This window comes from Monoglobus pectinilyticus (assembly GCF_002874775.1).
GTDB classification, from domain to species: Bacteria; Bacillota; Clostridia; order Monoglobales; family Monoglobaceae; genus Monoglobus; species Monoglobus pectinilyticus.
Genome location: NZ_CP020991.1, coordinates 2,070,119 through 2,087,845 on the forward strand (window position 1 = coordinate 2,070,119; position 17,727 = coordinate 2,087,845).

16 protein-coding genes and 1 pseudogene are annotated in these 17,727 nt (G+C 38.8%); 13 read left to right on the plus strand and 4 right to left on the minus strand.

The window, feature by feature from the left end:
• Nucleotides 1-30 precede the first annotated feature (30 nt).
• The 6 genes and pseudogenes from B9O19_RS08600 to B9O19_RS08625 all read left to right on the plus strand — a co-directional run bounded on the left by B9O19_RS08600 (nucleotide 31) and on the right by B9O19_RS08625 (nucleotide 8,669).
• Entirely contained in the window at nucleotides 31-2,430 is a 2,400-nt protein-coding gene (locus B9O19_RS08600) for an HAD-IC family P-type ATPase (RefSeq protein ID WP_102366032.1), read from the plus strand.
• A gap of 336 nt (nucleotides 2,431-2,766) precedes the next feature.
• Nucleotides 2,767-3,231 carry a superoxide dismutase family protein gene (locus B9O19_RS08605; RefSeq protein WP_102366033.1) on the plus strand — a complete coding sequence of 155 codons (465 nt, stop codon included), beginning with the start codon at nucleotides 2,767-2,769 and terminating at the stop codon, nucleotides 3,229-3,231.
• A 219-nt stretch (nucleotides 3,232-3,450) separates the two neighbouring features.
• Nucleotides 3,451-4,978: pseudogene (locus B9O19_RS08610) on the plus strand (helicase HerA-like domain-containing protein).
• Nucleotides 4,979-4,986: 8 nt separating this feature from the next.
• Entirely contained in the window at nucleotides 4,987-6,855 is a 1,869-nt protein-coding gene (locus B9O19_RS08615) for a TIGR03960 family B12-binding radical SAM protein (protein ID WP_102366034.1), read from the plus strand.
• Nucleotides 6,848-7,531 carry a TIGR03936 family radical SAM-associated protein gene (locus B9O19_RS08620; protein ID WP_158648963.1) on the plus strand — a complete coding sequence of 228 codons (684 nt, stop codon included), beginning with the start codon at nucleotides 6,848-6,850 and terminating at the stop codon, nucleotides 7,529-7,531. Before B9O19_RS08615 ends, B9O19_RS08620 begins: the two co-directional genes overlap by 8 nt.
• A gap of 61 nt (nucleotides 7,532-7,592) precedes the next feature.
• A complete protein-coding gene (locus tag B9O19_RS08625; RefSeq protein WP_102366036.1) occupies nucleotides 7,593-8,669 on the plus strand; it encodes a 6-phosphofructokinase in 1,077 nt (358 codons plus the stop codon).
• Between the two features lie 6 nt (nucleotides 8,670-8,675).
• Here B9O19_RS08625 and B9O19_RS08630 read toward each other — a convergent pair whose 3' ends face one another.
• Both B9O19_RS08630 and B9O19_RS08635 read right to left on the minus strand, forming a co-directional pair.
• The gene (locus B9O19_RS08630) at nucleotides 8,676-9,587 is read right to left on the minus strand and encodes a site-2 protease family protein (RefSeq protein ID WP_102366037.1); all 912 of its coding nucleotides are present in this window, start codon (nucleotides 9,585-9,587) and stop codon (nucleotides 8,676-8,678) included.
• The gene (locus B9O19_RS08635; protein WP_102366038.1) at nucleotides 9,584-9,874 is read right to left on the minus strand and encodes a hypothetical protein; all 291 of its coding nucleotides are present in this window, start codon (nucleotides 9,872-9,874) and stop codon (nucleotides 9,584-9,586) included. The genes B9O19_RS08630 and B9O19_RS08635 overlap by 4 nt, the downstream gene beginning before the upstream one ends.
• Before the next feature lie 447 nt (nucleotides 9,875-10,321).
• On the opposite strand from B9O19_RS08635, the gene B9O19_RS08640 reads away from it, so the two are divergent.
• From B9O19_RS08640 to B9O19_RS08670, 7 genes are all read left to right on the plus strand, one after another.
• A complete protein-coding gene (locus B9O19_RS08640) occupies nucleotides 10,322-10,534 on the plus strand; it encodes a FeoA family protein (RefSeq protein ID WP_102366039.1) in 213 nt (70 codons plus the stop codon).
• Between the two features lie 21 nt (nucleotides 10,535-10,555).
• Nucleotides 10,556-10,777, plus strand: coding sequence for a FeoA family protein (locus B9O19_RS08645; protein ID WP_102366040.1), 222 nt, complete (start codon nucleotides 10,556-10,558; stop codon nucleotides 10,775-10,777).
• A gap of 53 nt (nucleotides 10,778-10,830) precedes the next feature.
• Entirely contained in the window at nucleotides 10,831-13,002 is a 2,172-nt protein-coding gene (feoB, locus tag B9O19_RS08650) for a ferrous iron transport protein B (protein WP_102366041.1), read from the plus strand.
• Between the two features lie 10 nt (nucleotides 13,003-13,012).
• Nucleotides 13,013-13,162, plus strand: coding sequence for a FeoB-associated Cys-rich membrane protein (locus tag B9O19_RS08655; RefSeq protein WP_102366042.1), 150 nt, complete (start codon nucleotides 13,013-13,015; stop codon nucleotides 13,160-13,162).
• A gap of 309 nt (nucleotides 13,163-13,471) precedes the next feature.
• Complete coding sequence (locus B9O19_RS08660) at nucleotides 13,472-14,677, plus strand: MSCRAMM family protein (protein WP_102366043.1); 1,206 nt, start codon at nucleotides 13,472-13,474, stop codon at nucleotides 14,675-14,677.
• 294 nt (nucleotides 14,678-14,971) lie between these two features.
• Nucleotides 14,972-15,265 (plus strand): helix-turn-helix transcriptional regulator, encoded by a 294-nt coding sequence (locus B9O19_RS08665; RefSeq protein ID WP_102366044.1) that lies wholly within the window; start codon nucleotides 14,972-14,974, stop codon nucleotides 15,263-15,265.
• 151 nt (nucleotides 15,266-15,416) lie between these two features.
• A complete protein-coding gene (locus B9O19_RS08670; protein WP_102366045.1) occupies nucleotides 15,417-15,638 on the plus strand; it encodes a hypothetical protein in 222 nt (73 codons plus the stop codon).
• A gap of 270 nt (nucleotides 15,639-15,908) precedes the next feature.
• Here B9O19_RS08670 and B9O19_RS08675 read toward each other — a convergent pair whose 3' ends face one another.
• A complete protein-coding gene (locus tag B9O19_RS08675) occupies nucleotides 15,909-16,718 on the minus strand; it encodes a class I SAM-dependent methyltransferase (RefSeq protein ID WP_102366046.1) in 810 nt (269 codons plus the stop codon).
• 607 nt (nucleotides 16,719-17,325) lie between these two features.
• Nucleotides 17,326-17,583 carry a helix-turn-helix domain-containing protein gene (locus tag B9O19_RS08680; protein WP_102366047.1) on the minus strand — a complete coding sequence of 86 codons (258 nt, stop codon included), beginning with the start codon at nucleotides 17,581-17,583 and terminating at the stop codon, nucleotides 17,326-17,328.
• Nucleotides 17,584-17,727 lie beyond the last annotated feature (144 nt).

Consider the following 17,727-nt stretch of genomic DNA (forward strand, 5'->3'; position numbering starts at 1 on the left):
GGTTGCAGAAAATATTTTTTGGAGGTTAGTATGGAGAATTCCGATGTATTTGATCCTGCCTGGAAAGATGAGGAGTATGATTCAGAAAATGGTCTGAGTCCTCAGCAGGTAAGGGAGAGAGTGGGGAAGGGAGCGGTGAATGAATCTGTGGATTCATCTACCAGAACATATGGGGAGATTGTTAAAAGTAACGTATTTACTTATTTTAATCTGATATTTGTTATTTTAGCTCTATTGCTTCTTATTGTAGGCTCTTTCAAGGATATGACGTTTTTGGGCGTTATATTTTTTAATACAGTGATAGGAATAGCCCAGGAATTTCGCTCTAAAAAGGCGCTTGACAGTTTGAAAATAATAAGCGACCCGAAAGCCACCGTAATAAGAGGCGGTGTGCAGGAAACGATACCCGTAGAAAACCTTGTTCTTGATGATTTAGTGATATTTTCGGCAGGGTGTCAGATACCGGCTGACGCAGTGGTGGTCTCGGGAAACGTTCAGGTTAATGAATCTCTTATCACCGGAGAATCCGAGGAGATAGCGAAAAAAGCCGGAGATGAATTGCTGTCAGGCAGTTTTGTGGTTTCCGGTGAATGCAGGGGCAGACTTCTGAAAGTCGGAAAAGAGTCTTATGTTTCTAAGTTGACGCTAAAGGCGACAAAAGATAAGCGTGAGGAAGAATCTGAGCTTATTCGCTCTTTGGATAAGCTTGTTAAGATTGTAGGCATTATAATTATTCCGATAGGTCTGACTTTGTTTATTCAGCAGATGTTTTTTGCGGGGGCGACATTCAGCGATAGTATAACCGGAATGGTAGCCGCCGTGATAGGTATGATACCTGAGGGATTATATCTTTTGGCAAGTGTAGCAATGGTTGTAAGCATTATGCGTCTTGCGAGAAAAAAAGTTTTGGTTCGAAATATGAAGTGTATTGAAACTCTGGCAAGAGTTGACGTTTTGTGTGTGGACAAGACCGGGACTATAACCGAGAATACTATGAAAGTCAGCCGCTTGGTGCCGGCAGAGGGAAAGGACTTAGATTGTATTACTGCGCTTTTAAGCAATATGGTTTCCGCTATGAGCAGCGATAATATTACTATGGAAGCCATGAAGGAATTTTTTACAAAGACTACAAAAGCTGAACCTGAAAAAGTGTTTTCGTTTTCTTCTCAGTATAAGTACAGCGGATGTATTTTGGGCGGTCAGAACTATGTTTTGGGTGCGCCTGAGTTTGTGCTCAGAGAGCAATTTGACAATTATGCCGAGGAGGTATACGAATATTCTGAGGAAGGCTATAGAGTTTTAGCGTTTGTTAAATATCTTGGAGAAATGACAGGCAAAGCCTTAACGGATAATGTTGAGCTTTTGGGTTTTGTTCTGCTTTCGAATCCGATACGTTCAACTGCAAAGGAGACTTTTCAGTATTTCGCTGAACAAGGAGTTGATGTAAAAGTTATATCCGGTGATAATCCGGTCACAGTGTCCAGAGTTGCGGAGGAGGCCGGAATTAAGGAAGCGGATAAGTATGTTGATGCGACTAGTCTTACAACTGACCAGGACATATATGACGCCTGTCTTAAATATAACGTATTTGGACGTGTTGTTCCCGAGCAGAAGAGACAGTTTGTGAAAGCGCTCAAAGCTCAGGGAAAAACGGTTGGAATGACGGGAGATGGCGTCAATGACGTTTTGGCGCTCAAGGAGGCGAATTGCAGTATAGCCATGGCATCCGGAAGTGAAGCGGCTTCTCAGGTGTCTCAGCTTGTTTTGGTGGACTCGGATTTTTCTAAAATGCCGTCAGTTGTAGGAGAGGGAAGGCGTGTTGTAAACAACATAGAGAGAACAGCCAGTTTGTTTTTGGTTAAAAATATATTTTCATTGCTGCTTTCATTGTTTTCAATGATTGCGGTGAATGGTTACCCCATGGAACCCTCACAGGTTTCGCTGGTGGCAATGTTTACGATTGGAATACCTGCGTTTTTCTTATCACTGGAACCAAACAAGAGCTTGATAAAAGGACGGTTTTTAACGAATGTTTTTACCAAGGCTGCTCCGGCCGGTATAACCGATTTTTTAGTGGTCAGTGCTTTAGTAGTGTTCTGCAGTATGTTTAATATAGATGAGGAAAGCGTTTCAACCGCCTGCACAGTGCTTATATCCGTTGTTGGGTTTATGATACTGTATCGTATTTCAAAACCTATGAACTGGCGGCACTGGCTTTTGATTATCGCTATGATAGCAGGCTGGATAGGCTGTGTAATTTTCTTAAGACCATTGTTTGGTATAACAGCAATGAGTGTTCAGTGCATAATGTTATTGGCAGTGTTTGCGCTGGTTGCCGACCCGGTGCTGAGATTTTTCAGCTTGATTGTTGATAAGTCGTTTTGGCGCTCAAAGATAGATAAAGTTCTGGGCATTGTGCACAGAAGATAAAACCTAAGAAATAAGCAAAATCAGATTTTGTTATTACCCGGCTAATGCTGATGCATTAGCCGGGATTTGTTTTATATATCAATATTATTGTCTCTATGCTGTGCTTTTTAAAGCATATAAATTAATAATGTAAATATATATACAAACTGCTCGTTTTAAGTGAAATGTCTTCATTAAGTATATAATTTTATTAATAATATTAGCGGATAAAAGTTTTATTATAATTTTACGGTTCTGACGGATTATATCCGTCAGAATTGTTTTGTTTCTATATTAATTATTATTGTGCTGGTTTTGATGTATTTGGCATACATTTAACAGGAGGTGCAATATAAAATGTTCAAAGCAAATTATAAACCAAATTCTGCTGCCGATATATCAGGCGGCGAAAACTATCCGGGGATAAGAGGGCGCGTAATATTCAGACAGCAGAAGAACGGCGTGCTGGTCACGGCAGATATATATGGTCTGCCTACGGGAGAAACAGGATGTGATTCCGGTGTTTTCGGCTTTCATATACACGAGGGCGAAGACTGCGGAAGCAATGGACAGGAACCGTTTTCAAACACTAAGGGACACTATAATCCGGGGGATTGTCCGCATCCGTACCATGCGGGAGATTTGCCGCCTTTATTTGAAAACGACGGGTATGCGTATATGTCATTTTTAACCAACCGTTTTACTGCGACCGAAATTATTGGCAGAACTGTGGTTATCCATCTTAAGCCTGATGACTTCCATTCCCAGCCCAGTGGAAACTCAGGGGAAAAAATAGCCTGCGGCGTTATAAAAGCGTTATAGGTATGTAAAATTTATCGAAACATAAATATTTAGGTTTTATTATTTAAAAAGATATGTTATAATAAAACGAAAGAATTAAAACATAATCTTTTATAATGTTTTATGAATATAATTTGCTGCCGCCATACTTACGGTTCGGCGGCAGCATTGGGTTAATCAATGAAAATATAAAAGAAAGGGGAGTATGATTAAATACGAGTTTAGTCATATACATAAGCTATGTATTATCAAAATAAAATTTGGATGGGTAAAAATGAAAACCCTATTTTTCTGTTTCCGCAGATGGCAAATCGTCACGGTTTGATTGCCGGAGCTACCGGTACAGGGAAAACGATTACATTAAAGGTGATGGCTGAATCTTTTAGCGATGCCGGAGTGCCTGTTTTTCTCGCAGATATAAAAGGAGACTTATTCCGGTATGAGCCAGCCGGGAGCTGACAGTGAAAGAATGCAGGGGTTAATAGCAAAGTTTGGATTGAGCGATGCGGGTTTTAAGTATCAGTCATATCCTACATATTATTGGGATGTGTTCGGGAACAAAGGTACTCCGATACGTACTACTGTTTCTGAAATGGGACCGCTTTTGCTGTCCAGAGTTTTGGGGCTTAATGATGTGCAGGAGGGAATTCTGCATATTATATTTAAGATTGCTGATGACCAAAAACTTTTATTGTTAGATTTGAAAGATTTAAAGTCTATGGTTCAATATATTGGAGACAACGCGTCAGATTTTAAAAATACCTATGGTAATATAACGACAGCAAGTATCGGTGCTATACAGCGCAGTTTAATCAAACTTGAGGAGGAGGGAGGAAACTCTCTTTTCGGGGAACCGGGACTGGACGTTAAGGATTGGTTTAAAACTGACGGCAGCGGCAGAGGATATATTAATGTATTAAATTGCGAAAAGCTGTTTTTGCAGCCTGATTTATACTCTGCGTTCATGCTGTGGATGCTTTCAGACTTGTATGAGATTCTACCGGAAGCCGGAGATATGGACAAGCCTAAAATAGTGTTTTTCTTTGACGAGGCGCATCTTTTATTTAAAGACGCCCCAAAAGAACTGCTGGAAAAAATAGAGCAGGTGGTAAGGCTGATACGTTCTAAGGGCGTTGGGATATTTTTTATAACACAGAATCCGATAGATATACCCGATACGGTATTATCTCAGCTCGGAAACAGAATACAGCACGCTCTCAGAGCCTATTCTCCAAGCGAGCAGAAAGCGGTTAAAGCTGCTGCGCAAACGTTTAGACCAAATCCGAAGTTTGATACTGAACAGGCCGTTACCGAGTGCGGAACCGGCGAGGCTTTAATATCATTTCTTGATGAAAAAGGCGTTCCTTCTATGGTGGAGCGGGCTAACATTCTGCCTCCTCAAAGTTTGATGGGACCTGTTGACAATAATATTATGGCTCAGATGATAGCTTCCAGTGATATGGGTGCAAAATATAATACTGTAATAGATAGGGAATCGGCTTATGAAATACTTTCAGCCAAAGCGGAAAAGAGTGAAATTGCTGAAAATAAGGCGCAGGAAGAGAAAATAAACAGGCAGCAGGAAGAGACAGAGGCTAAAATGAAAGCTGAAGCTATAAAAGAAGCCAAGGCTGAGCTAAGAGAAGAAAAACAGAGAGAAAAGCGTTATAATGAGATTGAAAAGGTGGCTAAAAGTATTTTGACTTCCGCGGGACGAACCGCTGTAAATTCTTTGGTTCGCGGTCTTTTAGGCTCGCTAAAAAAATAGGGGGAATTATGAGCAGATTTACTGACGAGTATAAAATCAAATATGAAGGTTGTTTAAAGCGCGTGCAGAAACCGGCCAGATATATCGGAAACGAATTTGGAAGCGTGCATAAGAAGTGGTCGGACGATATGCTGACTTTTGCGTTTTGTTTCCCGGATGTTTATGAGGTTGGAATGTCGCATTTGGGAATGAAGATTCTTTATCATATGCTGAATGAGCGTGAGGATACCGTTTGTGAGCGTGTGTTTGCTCCGTGGGACGATATGGAGCAGGAGATGAGAAAAGAGGGAATACCCCTGCTTTCGATGGAAAGTTATGTTCCGGTGAAAAATTTTGATTTTATAGGATTTACGCTTCAATATGAAATGAGCTATTCTAATATAGTGAATATGCTTGACCTCGCAGGAGTGCCGCTGCGCACGGCAGAAAGAACAGCCGGTGACCCGTTTGTGTGCTGCGGAGGACCATGCGCGTATCATGCGGAGCCGCTTTCGGATTTTGTTGATTTTTTTATCCTCGGAGAGGGTGAGGAAGTTAACAGCGAGATTATGGATGTGTATAAAGAATGGAAAAACAGCGGAAGTACAGACCGTGATGATTTTCTTATGTCAATAATACCTTTGGGCGGAGTATATGTGCCAAAGTTTTATGACGTAGAATATAATGATGACAACACTATCTCAAGATTTGAACCTAACCGTGAAGGGGTACCGAAACAGGTTAGAAAACGTATAATCCTCAATATGGATAACACTTATGTTCCAAAAAAACTTATCGTGCCTTTTATGGAGACCGTGCATGACAGAATAATGCTGGAGCTGTTCCGGGGATGTATACGAGGGTGCCGTTTTTGTCAGGCAGGGTATATATACCGACCGGTGCGCGAAAGAAGTGTTGACAAGCTGGTTGAGACTGCCGGGGAGTGCATAAAAAACACTGGATATGAAGAAATGTCAATGTCATCGCTCAGTACAAGCGATTATACCGATTTGGACGAGCTTACAAATAAGCTGCTGGATATAACAGTGGACAAGCGTATCAATCTTTCGCTTCCGTCCCTCCGTGTTGACAATTTTTCTATGGAGCTTATGAAGAAAGTTCAAAAGGTTAAAAAGAGCGGATTGACTTTTGCTCCTGAGGCGGGAACGCAAAGACTTAGGGATGTTATCAATAAAAATGTTTTGGAGAGTGATTTAATACGAACCTCCAATATAGCGTTCAGAGGCGGATATAACAGAATCAAGCTGTATTTTATGCTGGGTCTGCCCACTGAAACATATGAAGATGTATTAGGGATTGCCGAACTGGGCAAAAAAGTTATTGACGAGGGCTTCTTCTCCATACCGGTTGAGGAGAGAAAAGGCAGAAGCGTAAGCGTTACGATTAGTACCTCATTTTTTGTTCCGAAGCCTTTCACTCCGTTCCAATGGGAACCTCAGAATAAGATTTCCGAAATGGAGGAAAAGGCAAAATATTTAAAAGAACATATTGGTTCAAAGAAAATTGTTTATAACTGGCATAACAGTGATATCAGTCTTCTTGAAGCCGTCTTTGCCAAAGGTGACAGAAGGCTGGGAGAAGTTTTGATAACTGCGCAGAAACTTGGCTGCAAGTTTGACGGCTGGAGTGACTTTTTTGATTTTGACAAGTGGATGGAAGCCTTTAGAATAAATGGAATCGACCCTGAGTTTTACGCTTTACGCCGTATAGGATATGATGAAATTCTGCCATGGGATTACGCTGATATCGGAGTTCCGAAATCATTCTTGATAAAGGAGCATAAGAGGGCGTATGAGGAGAAGACAACTCCAACCTGCCGCGAAAAGTGCAGCGGCTGCGGAGCAGCCAGCTTTGGAGGAGGTGTCTGTTTTGAGTAAAAGACGTCTTAAATTTTCGAAGTTAAACATGGCTAAGTATATTTCACATTTGGATTTGCTGAGATGCTTTACACGTTCAATTATGAGGGCGGAACTTCCTGTGAAATACTCAAACGGGTTTAATCCTCATCAAAAGATAACGTTTTCACTTCCTTTGTCAATAGGTGTCACAAGCGACAGTGAATTCGTGGACATTGATTTTGAAGACGGAATAAAAGACAGTGAAATAATGGAGCGCCTCAATAATAATCTGCCGCCTGATATGCGGATATTAAATGTGGGAGACATAAAAGACAGCGCTAATGATATAGTTTCCGCAAAGTATCAGGTTAAAATTATATCGGATAAGGTCATAACCGATGAAAAAGTCAAGGGATTTTTTGATATGCCGGAATATACGATTATGAAAAAGACCAAAAAGAAAGGCGAACAGCCTGTAAATTTAATGGATTTCATAATTGATTACAGTATTTCGGAACATTCAGAAAGCAGTGACGGCAGTATACTGCAAATGGAACTAATTTTGTCTGCCGGAGGTCAAAAAAACTTAAAACCTGAAATTGCGGTAAAGGCGTTGTCGGACTATCTAGCGACGGAAATAAATATAATAAGTTATGATATACACCGAACTGAGATTTATATCAGTGAAAAAGAGGGTCTAAAAGTATTTGAGTAAATCTATGAATTTTGGTGAAAATGATATTAAATCTGTTTAACAGAAAATTGGAGGAATAATTATGAGAAGAATTGGGATTCTTACAAGCGGAGGCGATTGCCAGGGGCTGAATTCTGCCATTCGCGCTGTTGGAAAAGCCTTATATGAGCGATTCCAGAACGATGTTGAGATTTATGGAATTCAGGACGGTTATTATGGTCTGATAGAGGGCGAGTATAAAAAAATGGAACCCCGCGACTTTTCAGGGATTCTGACAATTGGAGGAACTATTTTAGGGACATCGCGTCAGCCGTTTAAGAGAATGAGGGATGTTGATGAGAACAATGTAGACAAGGTTCAGAAGATGAAAGATACCTATATGAAAATGGGTTTAAACTGTCTTGTCGTATTGGGCGGAAACGGCACTCATAAGACTGCGAATTTACTGAGCGAGGAAGGTCTAAATATCATTGGTCTTCCAAAGACAATAGATAATGATATTTGGGGAACAGATATGACGTTCGGTTTCTATAGTGCGCTTAACGTTATAACGGATGTTATAGACAGGATTCATACTACAGCTACGTCTCATGGCAGAGTGTTTATCGTTGAGGTTATGGGACACAAAGTGGGCTGGCTGACTCTTTATGCCGGTCTTGCCGGAGGAGCGGACGTTATTCTGCTGCCGGAAATTCCTTATGATATAGACAGCGTGGTTGCCGAGCTTAACAAAAGAGAAAAATCAGGCAAGAAGTTTTCTATTATAGCCGTGGCGGAAGGCGCCATATCGAAAGAGGAGGCCGCGCTGAAAAAGAAAGAATTTAAGCAGAGAAGGGCTGAGATGGTACAGCCTTCAATTGCTTACCGTGTAGCGGATGAGATAAAAGAAAAGTTTAATCACGAAATCCGCGTATGTGTTCCCGGGCATTTTCAAAGAGGAGGAAGCCCTTGTCCGTATGACAGAGTCTTTACAACCAGGATTGGAACCAGCGCTGCTCAGCTCATTTCCGAAAATAAATATGGCTATATGGTGGCTTTGCAGAATAATGAAATTGTTCCGGTTCCTCTGAGCGAGGTTGCCGGAAAACTGAAATGCGTCAGCCCCGGTTCCAACGAGGTTGTAACAGGCAGAGAACTAGGTATCTGTTTCGGAGACTAGAACCTTCTATATTTCACCCATTGACAGCCTTATGCTCTTACTTATAAGGGCGTTTAAAAGCTGTCCTTCCGTTACGGTTTTTGTTATTTTTCCATCGTCATCTATGACGTCAATTATATGATATTTATAGCAGCCCAGTTTCCGCAGGAACAGTCTTGCGGGAACTGATTCATGGGCTGCCATCCTTGTAACCTGACAAAATTCGGTTCTTTTAAGCCGTGTTTTGTAATACAATATTTCTTTCAGTGATATTAATGATATATTTTTTTGTTCAATACTCAAGTTTCCCAGCAGAAAAGCGCCTATAAGTATCAGCGACAGATTGAAGTCGTTGGTAAGGAGCAGCCATACTGAAACAAGCAGCATTCCGATTATTGGCACTCTGCTGATTTTCAGCATTAAGTTTGAGGCCCGAACGGCTCCTAAATTTATTGATATAATAGCTTTTGCTATTCGTCCGCCGTCTAACGGAAGAGCCGGCACTAGGTTAAGTATCATAAGAGACAGGTTTATTTTTATACCGTAGTCTATAGCTTCACTGTATACAGACAGCATTGGATTTTTGTTTAGCATATAGAGCAGTGCTGCCAGTGCGCCGCTGAATGCAGGTCCGGCTGCGGCGATTACAGCTTCTTTGTATGGATTTTTAATGAACCCGGCGCTTAATTTTCCGCATATTCCAAATGGCAGAATTTCGATTCTGACGATAGATACGCCAAGTTTTTTTCCGCAAAACACATGGGACAATTCATGCAGAAAAGCGGAGATATATGCAATAAAGAAAAGGTTTCCGTAGCCGCCTAAGATTGAAGCGGCGGCCAGTAAAAAAAACAGCGGGCTTACTGCAAGGTGACTGCCTATTGGTATAAGCCAAAGGTGCGTTTGGAGAGCAGAAAAAATGTTTTTTAACTTCTTCAAAATATTTCACTCCAGAATTGCCATATTTCTGAAAAAAATCCACAAATGCTGTTCCAGAGACCAATAAAGTCAAAATTATATCTTACAGCTCTTCCAAGAGCGGATATACAGTTTCGTCCAAACTCGAATCCCGACCTGTTTATAAGTATACCGCCGATTATTATTACCGCCACGGCGATAGATTGTTTTAATATAAGTTTCATTCTTAATTCAAAACGGTCATTCTTTATATTGTTCTTGCGGTTTGGCTCGGAAAAAGAACCTCTTCTCCTCAGTTCTTCTCTCATACTATATTTATAATATAACCGTGCGGTTATATTATTTCCTCCTTTCCGTTTGAGTATATATAAGTATATTGAATTGAGGAGACAAGTATGACCTTTTAAATTGGATTTATTTTTATGGTATCGTAATGAGATTATCTTATATTTAAATGTATAGTTCAGAAACCATCGGATAATATGCCTTATAGATATATATATTAATTGTTGGGTGATTATATATAGTTAGCAAACACTAACTATGTTTTGCCTTTTATTTTTAACAAAATTATGCAAATAGCCAAAAAAACACTTTTTTATTAGAATTTGCTTGACAGGTTTATGGAGCGATGATATACTTTTTATAGAGGTTAGCGCGAGCTAACTATATTTTATACCGTATGGTTAGTATTAGCTAACTAATATCAATTTAAATATAATAAAAATAAGATATTTTTTGAAAGGAGGGGAACCATGATGCCTTTATCTATGGCTGTGATTGGTGAAAAGAAGAGGGTTATAAAAGTGGGCGGTAAGGATGAAGTCAGAAGGTTTCTTCAAAATCTGGGATTCGTTGAGGGGGCAGAAATAACTGTCGTTTCTGAGTTATCAGGCAATATGATTATCAATGTTAAAGATACCAGGATAGCTATTGATAAATCAATGGCAAACAGAATCATGGTTTAAAAATTAAAAGGAGATGTTAAAATGAGAACGTTAAGAGACGCGAAAGTTGGGGAGACTGTCAGAATTTCAAAGCTCCGCGGAGAAGGTGCGGTTAAGAGAAGAATTATGGACATGGGTATAACTAAAGGAACTGATGTTTTTGTCCGCAAACTGGCTCCGCTGGGGGATCCGGTTGAAATTTCGGTTAGGGGCTACGAGCTTTCTATCAGAAAGTCAGACGCCGAAATGATTGAAGTAAACTAAAATTATTTGGTTGCAGCCGGTTCAAACGGTTGTAATATAGGAGGTAAATGCAGATGTCAATAAAAATTGCGCTTGCCGGAAATCCTAATTCCGGGAAAACAACAATGTTCAATGCCCTTACGGGTGCGAACCAGTTTGTGGGAAACTGGCCGGGAGTAACTGTTGAGAAAAAAGAGGGAAAGCTAAAAGGCCATAAAGATGTAGGTATTATGGATTTGCCTGGAATATATTCGCTTTCTCCGTATACTCTTGAAGAGGTGGTAGCTAGAAACTATTTGATTAATGATAATCCTGATGTGATTTTGAATATCGTAGACGGCAGTAATATTGAGCGTAATTTATATTTGACAACTCAGCTTATTGAACTTGGAATTCCTGTTGTTGTCGCTGTTAACATGATGGACGTAGTTGAAAAGAGCGGCGATACAATAGATTTCGGTAAGCTGGGAAAAGAGCTGGGATGCGAAGTAGTTCCGGTTTCGGCTTTGAAAGGAAATGGAGTAAAGGAAGCCGCGGAGAAAGCTGTAAAGACAGCGAAAAGAAACAGCGGCGTTAAGATATTACATAGTTTTGACAACCGTCTTGAAGAGTGGCTGTCAGAAATCGAAAAAAGAATTGGTATAAATGTTCCTGATGAACAAAAGAGATTCTATGCTATAAAGCTTTTTGAGGGCGATAATAAAATTAGGAATTTAATGAATATAGTTCCTGATGTCTCGGATATAGTGTCTAAAGCTGAAAAAGAATTGGATGATGACGCTGAAAGTATTATCACAGACGCCAGATACAAGTACATATCGTCAATTATTGGCGGATGTTATAAGAAAAATAAGAAGAAAAAGCTTACAGCTTCTGATAAAATAGACAGAGTGGTAACAAACCGCTGGCTGGCACTGCCGATTTTCGCTGTTGTTATGTTGATAGTGTATTATGTGTCGGTAACCACTGTAGGTGCTTGGGCCACTGACTGGGCAAATGACGGTGTTTTTGGCGAAGGCTGGAATTTATTTGGCATTTGGGTTCCGGGAATACCGGTTTTGTTGGAAAACCTGCTAAATGCAATAGGTACCGCTGATTGGATAAACAGTCTTATCCTTGAAGGTATAGTTGCCGGAGTCGGAGCTGTTCTTGGATTTGTGCCTCAGATGCTTGTATTGTTTATATTCCTTGCGTTTTTAGAAGGCTGCGGATATATGGCAAGAATTGCATTTATTATGGATAGAATTTTTAGAAAGTTTGGTTTGTCAGGCAAATCGTTTATACCTATGCTGATAGGAAGCGGTTGTGGTGTTCCGGGTATTATGGCCTCACGAACTATCGAGAATGACCGCGACAGGAAGATGACTATAATGACTACCACATTTATACCCTGCGGAGCTAAGCTGCCGATTATAGCATTGATAGCAGGAGCTCTGTTCGGCGGGGCATGGTGGGTTGCACCAAGCGCCTATTTTGTTGGTATAGCGGCTATTGTGGTTTCAGGTATTATTCTTAAAAAGACAAAGATGTTTTCCGGGGATCCGGCTCCGTTTGTTATGGAGCTGCCGCAGTATCATCTGCCGACAGTGACAAATGTTTTAAGAAGTATGTGGGAACGCGGCTGGTCGTTTATAAAGAAAGCCGGAACAATAATATTGCTGTCAACCATAGTTCTATGGTTCCTTCAGGGCTTTGGATTTGAGGATGGAAGCTTTGGAATGGTAGAAGACTTAAATAACTCAGTGCTTGCAAAGATAGGCGGAGTTATCGCCCCAATATTTGCGCCTCTTGGATGGGGTGACTGGAAAGCCGCTGTTGCCGCTGTTACAGGTTTGATTGCGAAAGAGAATGTTGTCGGAACTTTCGGAGTTTTATATGGGTTTGGCGAAGTTGCAGAAGACGGAGCAGAGATTTGGGGCTCCTTAGCTGCAAGCTATACCGCGATAGCAGCTTACTCTTTCTTAGTGTTTAATTTGCTTTGCGCGCCGTGTTTTGCAGCAATAGGAGCTATTAAGCGCGAGATGAACAGCGCTAAATGGACTTGGTTTGCAATCGGATACCAGACGGTATTTGCTTATACTGCAGCCCTTGCAATTTATCAAATCGGAAACTTGTTCACGGGCGGAGAGTTTGGTGTGTGGACGGTGACAGCTCTATTGATTATTTCAGCATTCATATATCTGCTGTTCAGACCCGGAAAAGAATCAAATACCTTAAAGGTTAACAGAAAAGTTATGAGAGTTTAGAGGTGGTTTTATGATTTCAACAATAATAGTTTCAATTATTCTTTTGGCCATTGTGTCTGCAATAGTAATACACTTGGTCAGGAAGAAAAAACGCGGCAAAGGTTCTTGCGGATGTGGATGCGACAGCTGCGGAATGTCAAAATATTGTCATAAGGATTGAATTTAACGTTTAGAGGAGTTGTGTTATTTTTTAAAGGGGAATGAAAAAATAAAGTTCTTCTGTTCAGATTTTGTTTGTTTATGTTATGTGAAATTTAGCCATTTTGCAAAGAATAAAGATAAAAAGAACATGTTTTATTTGTGATTGATCATTACATGAAATGTGTTCTTTTTTATTTGTCTAAGAGCTTTATAGTAAATAGGTTACTTTTTTATAATATGGATATGGCATAAAATAATGTAGATTTTTTAAGAAAAAAAGAACGAAAAATGGAGGATAGACATAATATGGAAATGAGGGGGTAGTAATATGTCAACACTTTGTAATGTATGTTATCGTCGTCAAGCACGCTGTCCAAACTGTCATTGCTGTAAAGCATGCTGTCAGTGCGGCAATTATCCGTGCAACCAGCCTGAAGATGTTTCGTTTACTATTTATGTCCGTAATTGTGTAACCGGCGAACCAATATCCGGGGCGTCTTATGCAATATGCAAGAATGGAAAAGTAATTGAAACTGTAACATCAGGTACAGATGGTTCGCTGAATTTTTCGTCAATTATGCCGGGGTGCTACCAATTGGCGGAAGTATCAGCAGCTGACGGATACCAGTTGGATGACAAGGTTCATCAGATAATAGTTGAACCAAACGGAAAGGTAATAATAGACGGAAAGAGTTCAGAATGCGGTGAGTTATGTAATAATCCGCTTATATCATTATCTTTTTTAAAAGTTAATTCCGTAACAGGTTTGCCAGTACAGGGCGCCGTATTTACGTTGTCTGATGGTCAGAAAGCGGTATCCGGTATTAATGGCACAGTTAGATTTAACAATCTGTCTCCGGGAAAATACACCTTGGTTGAAAGCAGCGTCCCGGGTGGATACGTGCCGAATACACGGATTTATTATGTCGAAGTATCTAATTGTGGTAAAATAACAATCAATGGAATTCCTATGGGTGAATTTAAAATAGAAAATCAGCCGTCTGAAGGACTAACTTTTAAAAAGACTGACCAAAACGGCACATTAGGACTTGTAGGGGCAGAATTTAGACTTTCAAATGGCGCAAGAGCGGTTTCGGATTATAATGGCAATGTAGACTTTGGCACACTTGTTCCGGGAATATATACCATGAGAGAAACAATAGCGCCTGACGGTTATAAGCTGGATAATAAGATGTATGATGTTATTGTGTCTAATAATGGTTCAATAACAGTTAATGGGCTCCCGATTCAGAATTTTAAGGTTTATAATACTCGGGAGGAGCGTAGTCAGCGTCCGGTCATTACGTCTGTAAGTGAATGTTACAGGGGTGTAAACGGCACCGGTGTTCCGGGGGCTGAAATAACAGTGACATTTTCTGACGGAACTCAAGTTTATACGGCAGTTGATGTTTGCGGAAACTGGAGTGTAAATGTTCCGGTTAATGTGACAATTACTAAAGGAGACGCAATATTGGCAAAACAAACCGAACCCGGTTTGCCGCCGAGTGAAAACGCATTTTTTCTGATTCAATAAAATGCAGGCTGAGAAAATAAGTTAAAGTTTTTAAACCACAGCTTTTAGCTGTGGTTTACATATTATAAATATTAATCGGGAAAATAAAATTTTTTATAGTATCTTATTTTTAATGAAATGATTTTTTGCATTCATATAATGGACTAATTTTTGCCTTTTATATATTTTGAATATATTTTATCAAATTAAGTGAATATATTTCGTTATCTAAAAGCGTTTTTCTGAAACGTGTTACCTGTTAAAATATGGCAAATTCTGATAAAATTATTCTATATTTTATCAGGAGTGAATTTAATGAACAATATTGAAATGGAAAAGATAGTTAAATCAACATTTGGCGGGCTTTTATATGAAATAAGGTCAGAATATGAAATAAGTCAGGAGGTTATGGCTGAGATATGCAGAATCTCCTGCAGGCAGTATGCAAATTTAGAAAATGGAAGATGTGTTCCAACAGTATTAAATTTTATTAATATATTAAAAATATTTGATGTCAAAATAGATGATTTTGTAGATAAATTAATAGCTAACGGCTATGTAGTTCCGGATATGGATCCAAACAGAGAAATGGATATTGTAAACATTTAAGGTTGACTAAGGATGCGAAGTAAGTGTATTTAGAAAGTTTTGATTTAAAGTTTTATTTAAAATACATCAATGTTTTTGATATTTATAGAATTATGTATCATAATATACACTCGAAAAATAAGAATGTGTGCCGGCGGGGACAGTCTGCGGTATGATATATAGATATACATATGAAAAAGAAAGCTACCATCATATAGACATTGGCAGTTACACGTCGTATGCAGTAAAGGTTTATAAAGACAGCGATTGTGTTGAATACCTACCGGATTTATTTGATGAGGCAAAAAAAGCTCTTAGATTTACCAGGTTGTGCGAGGCTCTTTATATGGAACCGAAATATATCTATGATTTTTTAGATATTATTATAAAATAAGCAGTGTATATAAAAACAGCAGGTCAGTAATATGCTGTCCTGCTGTTGAGGTATGTAAAATTATTTTTAAAAATTAGATACAGTTAGTAATTTATTATGAATTTTATGATGTAAGAATTTAGTAAATGTATTATTGAAGCCGTAATATTGTTTCTATTTGCTTTTAATAAATAAGTTTTTTATAATATGAAATTTGTTTTATATCTTAAATAAAAACTTATATAGTGACTTGTAATCAAAATCACTATTTTTATCTGCCTTATCTTAATATTACAACAAAATGTTCTGAAAATTATTATCTGCAAATTCACTTGATTTGTTTAATTCCGCTGAAAACAGCCTGTCATCGGGAAGAAAGCCCAATTTCTTGATATTAGAGGGTTCTAATAATTCTTGAGGGGTGTATATTTGTATTTTAAATCCAAAAGATTCAAAATGTTTTAAAACATCATTGCCGTAAAGCCGGCAATGATCGTCTTGACCAAAGGCTTTAATTCTGGAAGCGGAGGAAGTGATTGTTTTATCCTCAAAAGTTTTTCTGTCTTTCGCAATAGGAATAGAAAACAAAAATTTTCCGTCCGGTTTTAATACTCGTTTTATTTCTGAGAGCGCAGCATTTTCGTCAGAAATATGTTCCAAAACATGATTGATAATCACGTAGTCAAATGTATTACTCTCAACGGGAAGATTTGTTATATCCATAATATAGTCTGCGCGCCCTTTAGCTAAATCACCGGTTATGTAAGTACAATTCGGATTTATCTTTTTTATCTTTTGGGCTATTTGCGGTTCAGGGGCTATATGCAGAACTTTACATTCAGTTGATAAAATGTCTGTAAAATTCACGATAACATACCATGTCCACCGATATCTGTCTAAAGACTTACAATGAGGACACTTACAGTTTTTTCTCCATCCGCCGCCGATAATATTTATCTTTTGAAATATATCCTCATTTTGACCGCAAGGTAAAAAATAGAGAGATTTTTTGCCGCAAATTATACAGCGTCTCCTGCCAAATGGCAGAGCGGCCAAAAATTGAGTTAACTTATATTTAATTTTATGAGCGAGGGTAAACATAATGACCACTCCTTTATTTACATTTCAATATAATTATAACATGTTTTTGATAAAAATTAAATATAAGATTTTATAATACTCTATAATTCTACTAAAATATTAATATATTAAACCATTATGTTAAAAACCAAACCATTTAATTATTACACAAAAGAATGGGTATGTAGTGAACATCGGAAGGGCGCATTTATGCGCCTCGTTAGGTGAGCTATCATCTGAACACGCAGTGTTCAATATATAAAGAAACTATTTATTATAATTAACTTTGTATATGACCCCATATAAAAAAATTTATTATTACATAATAAGGTGTATGAACCATTTCTTTTTCTGGCAAGAAAAAGAAACGCTTCACCAAAGAAAAAGTGCTTGCTCGCTTAGGTCGCCTGCGGCTCCAAGGGGCGCTCGCACCCCGCTCATTTCACCATGAAGCATGGCTTCATGATGAAAAAAGCCCTACTACTTTCCCGTTGACTTTGTGAACTGCCGTGAATAAAGATATTCCGATATATTATTTATTTTCTCTAATAAAAACTGTTGTTTTGGCAAACAGCGGTAGGGCGCATTTATGCGCCTCGTTAGGTGCGCAGTCGCGGAATTGTTAATATTATAATTTTGCATGTTCAAACAATTCGCTTAACGGCACTTCAAGTGCTTTCGACAACGAAAATAACATATCTGACGAAATTCCTGTATATCCGTTTTCTATTCTGCTTATTGTCTCATAATTTATATTCATTCTATCTGCAAGCTGTTGTTGGGTTAATCTTCTTAATTTTCTGAAATAAGATATTGATAATCCTAGATACTTATATTCAGTTGAAAATTCAATACACTTATTATTTTTCTTTGTATATGACCCCATATAATATTTATTATTTTACTTATAATAGGTGTTTGAACCATTTCTTTTTCTCGTAAGAAAAAGAAACGCTTCACCAAAGAAAAAGTACTGCTCGCTTAGGTCGCCTAACGGCTCCAAGGGGCGCTCGCACCCCGCTCATTTCAC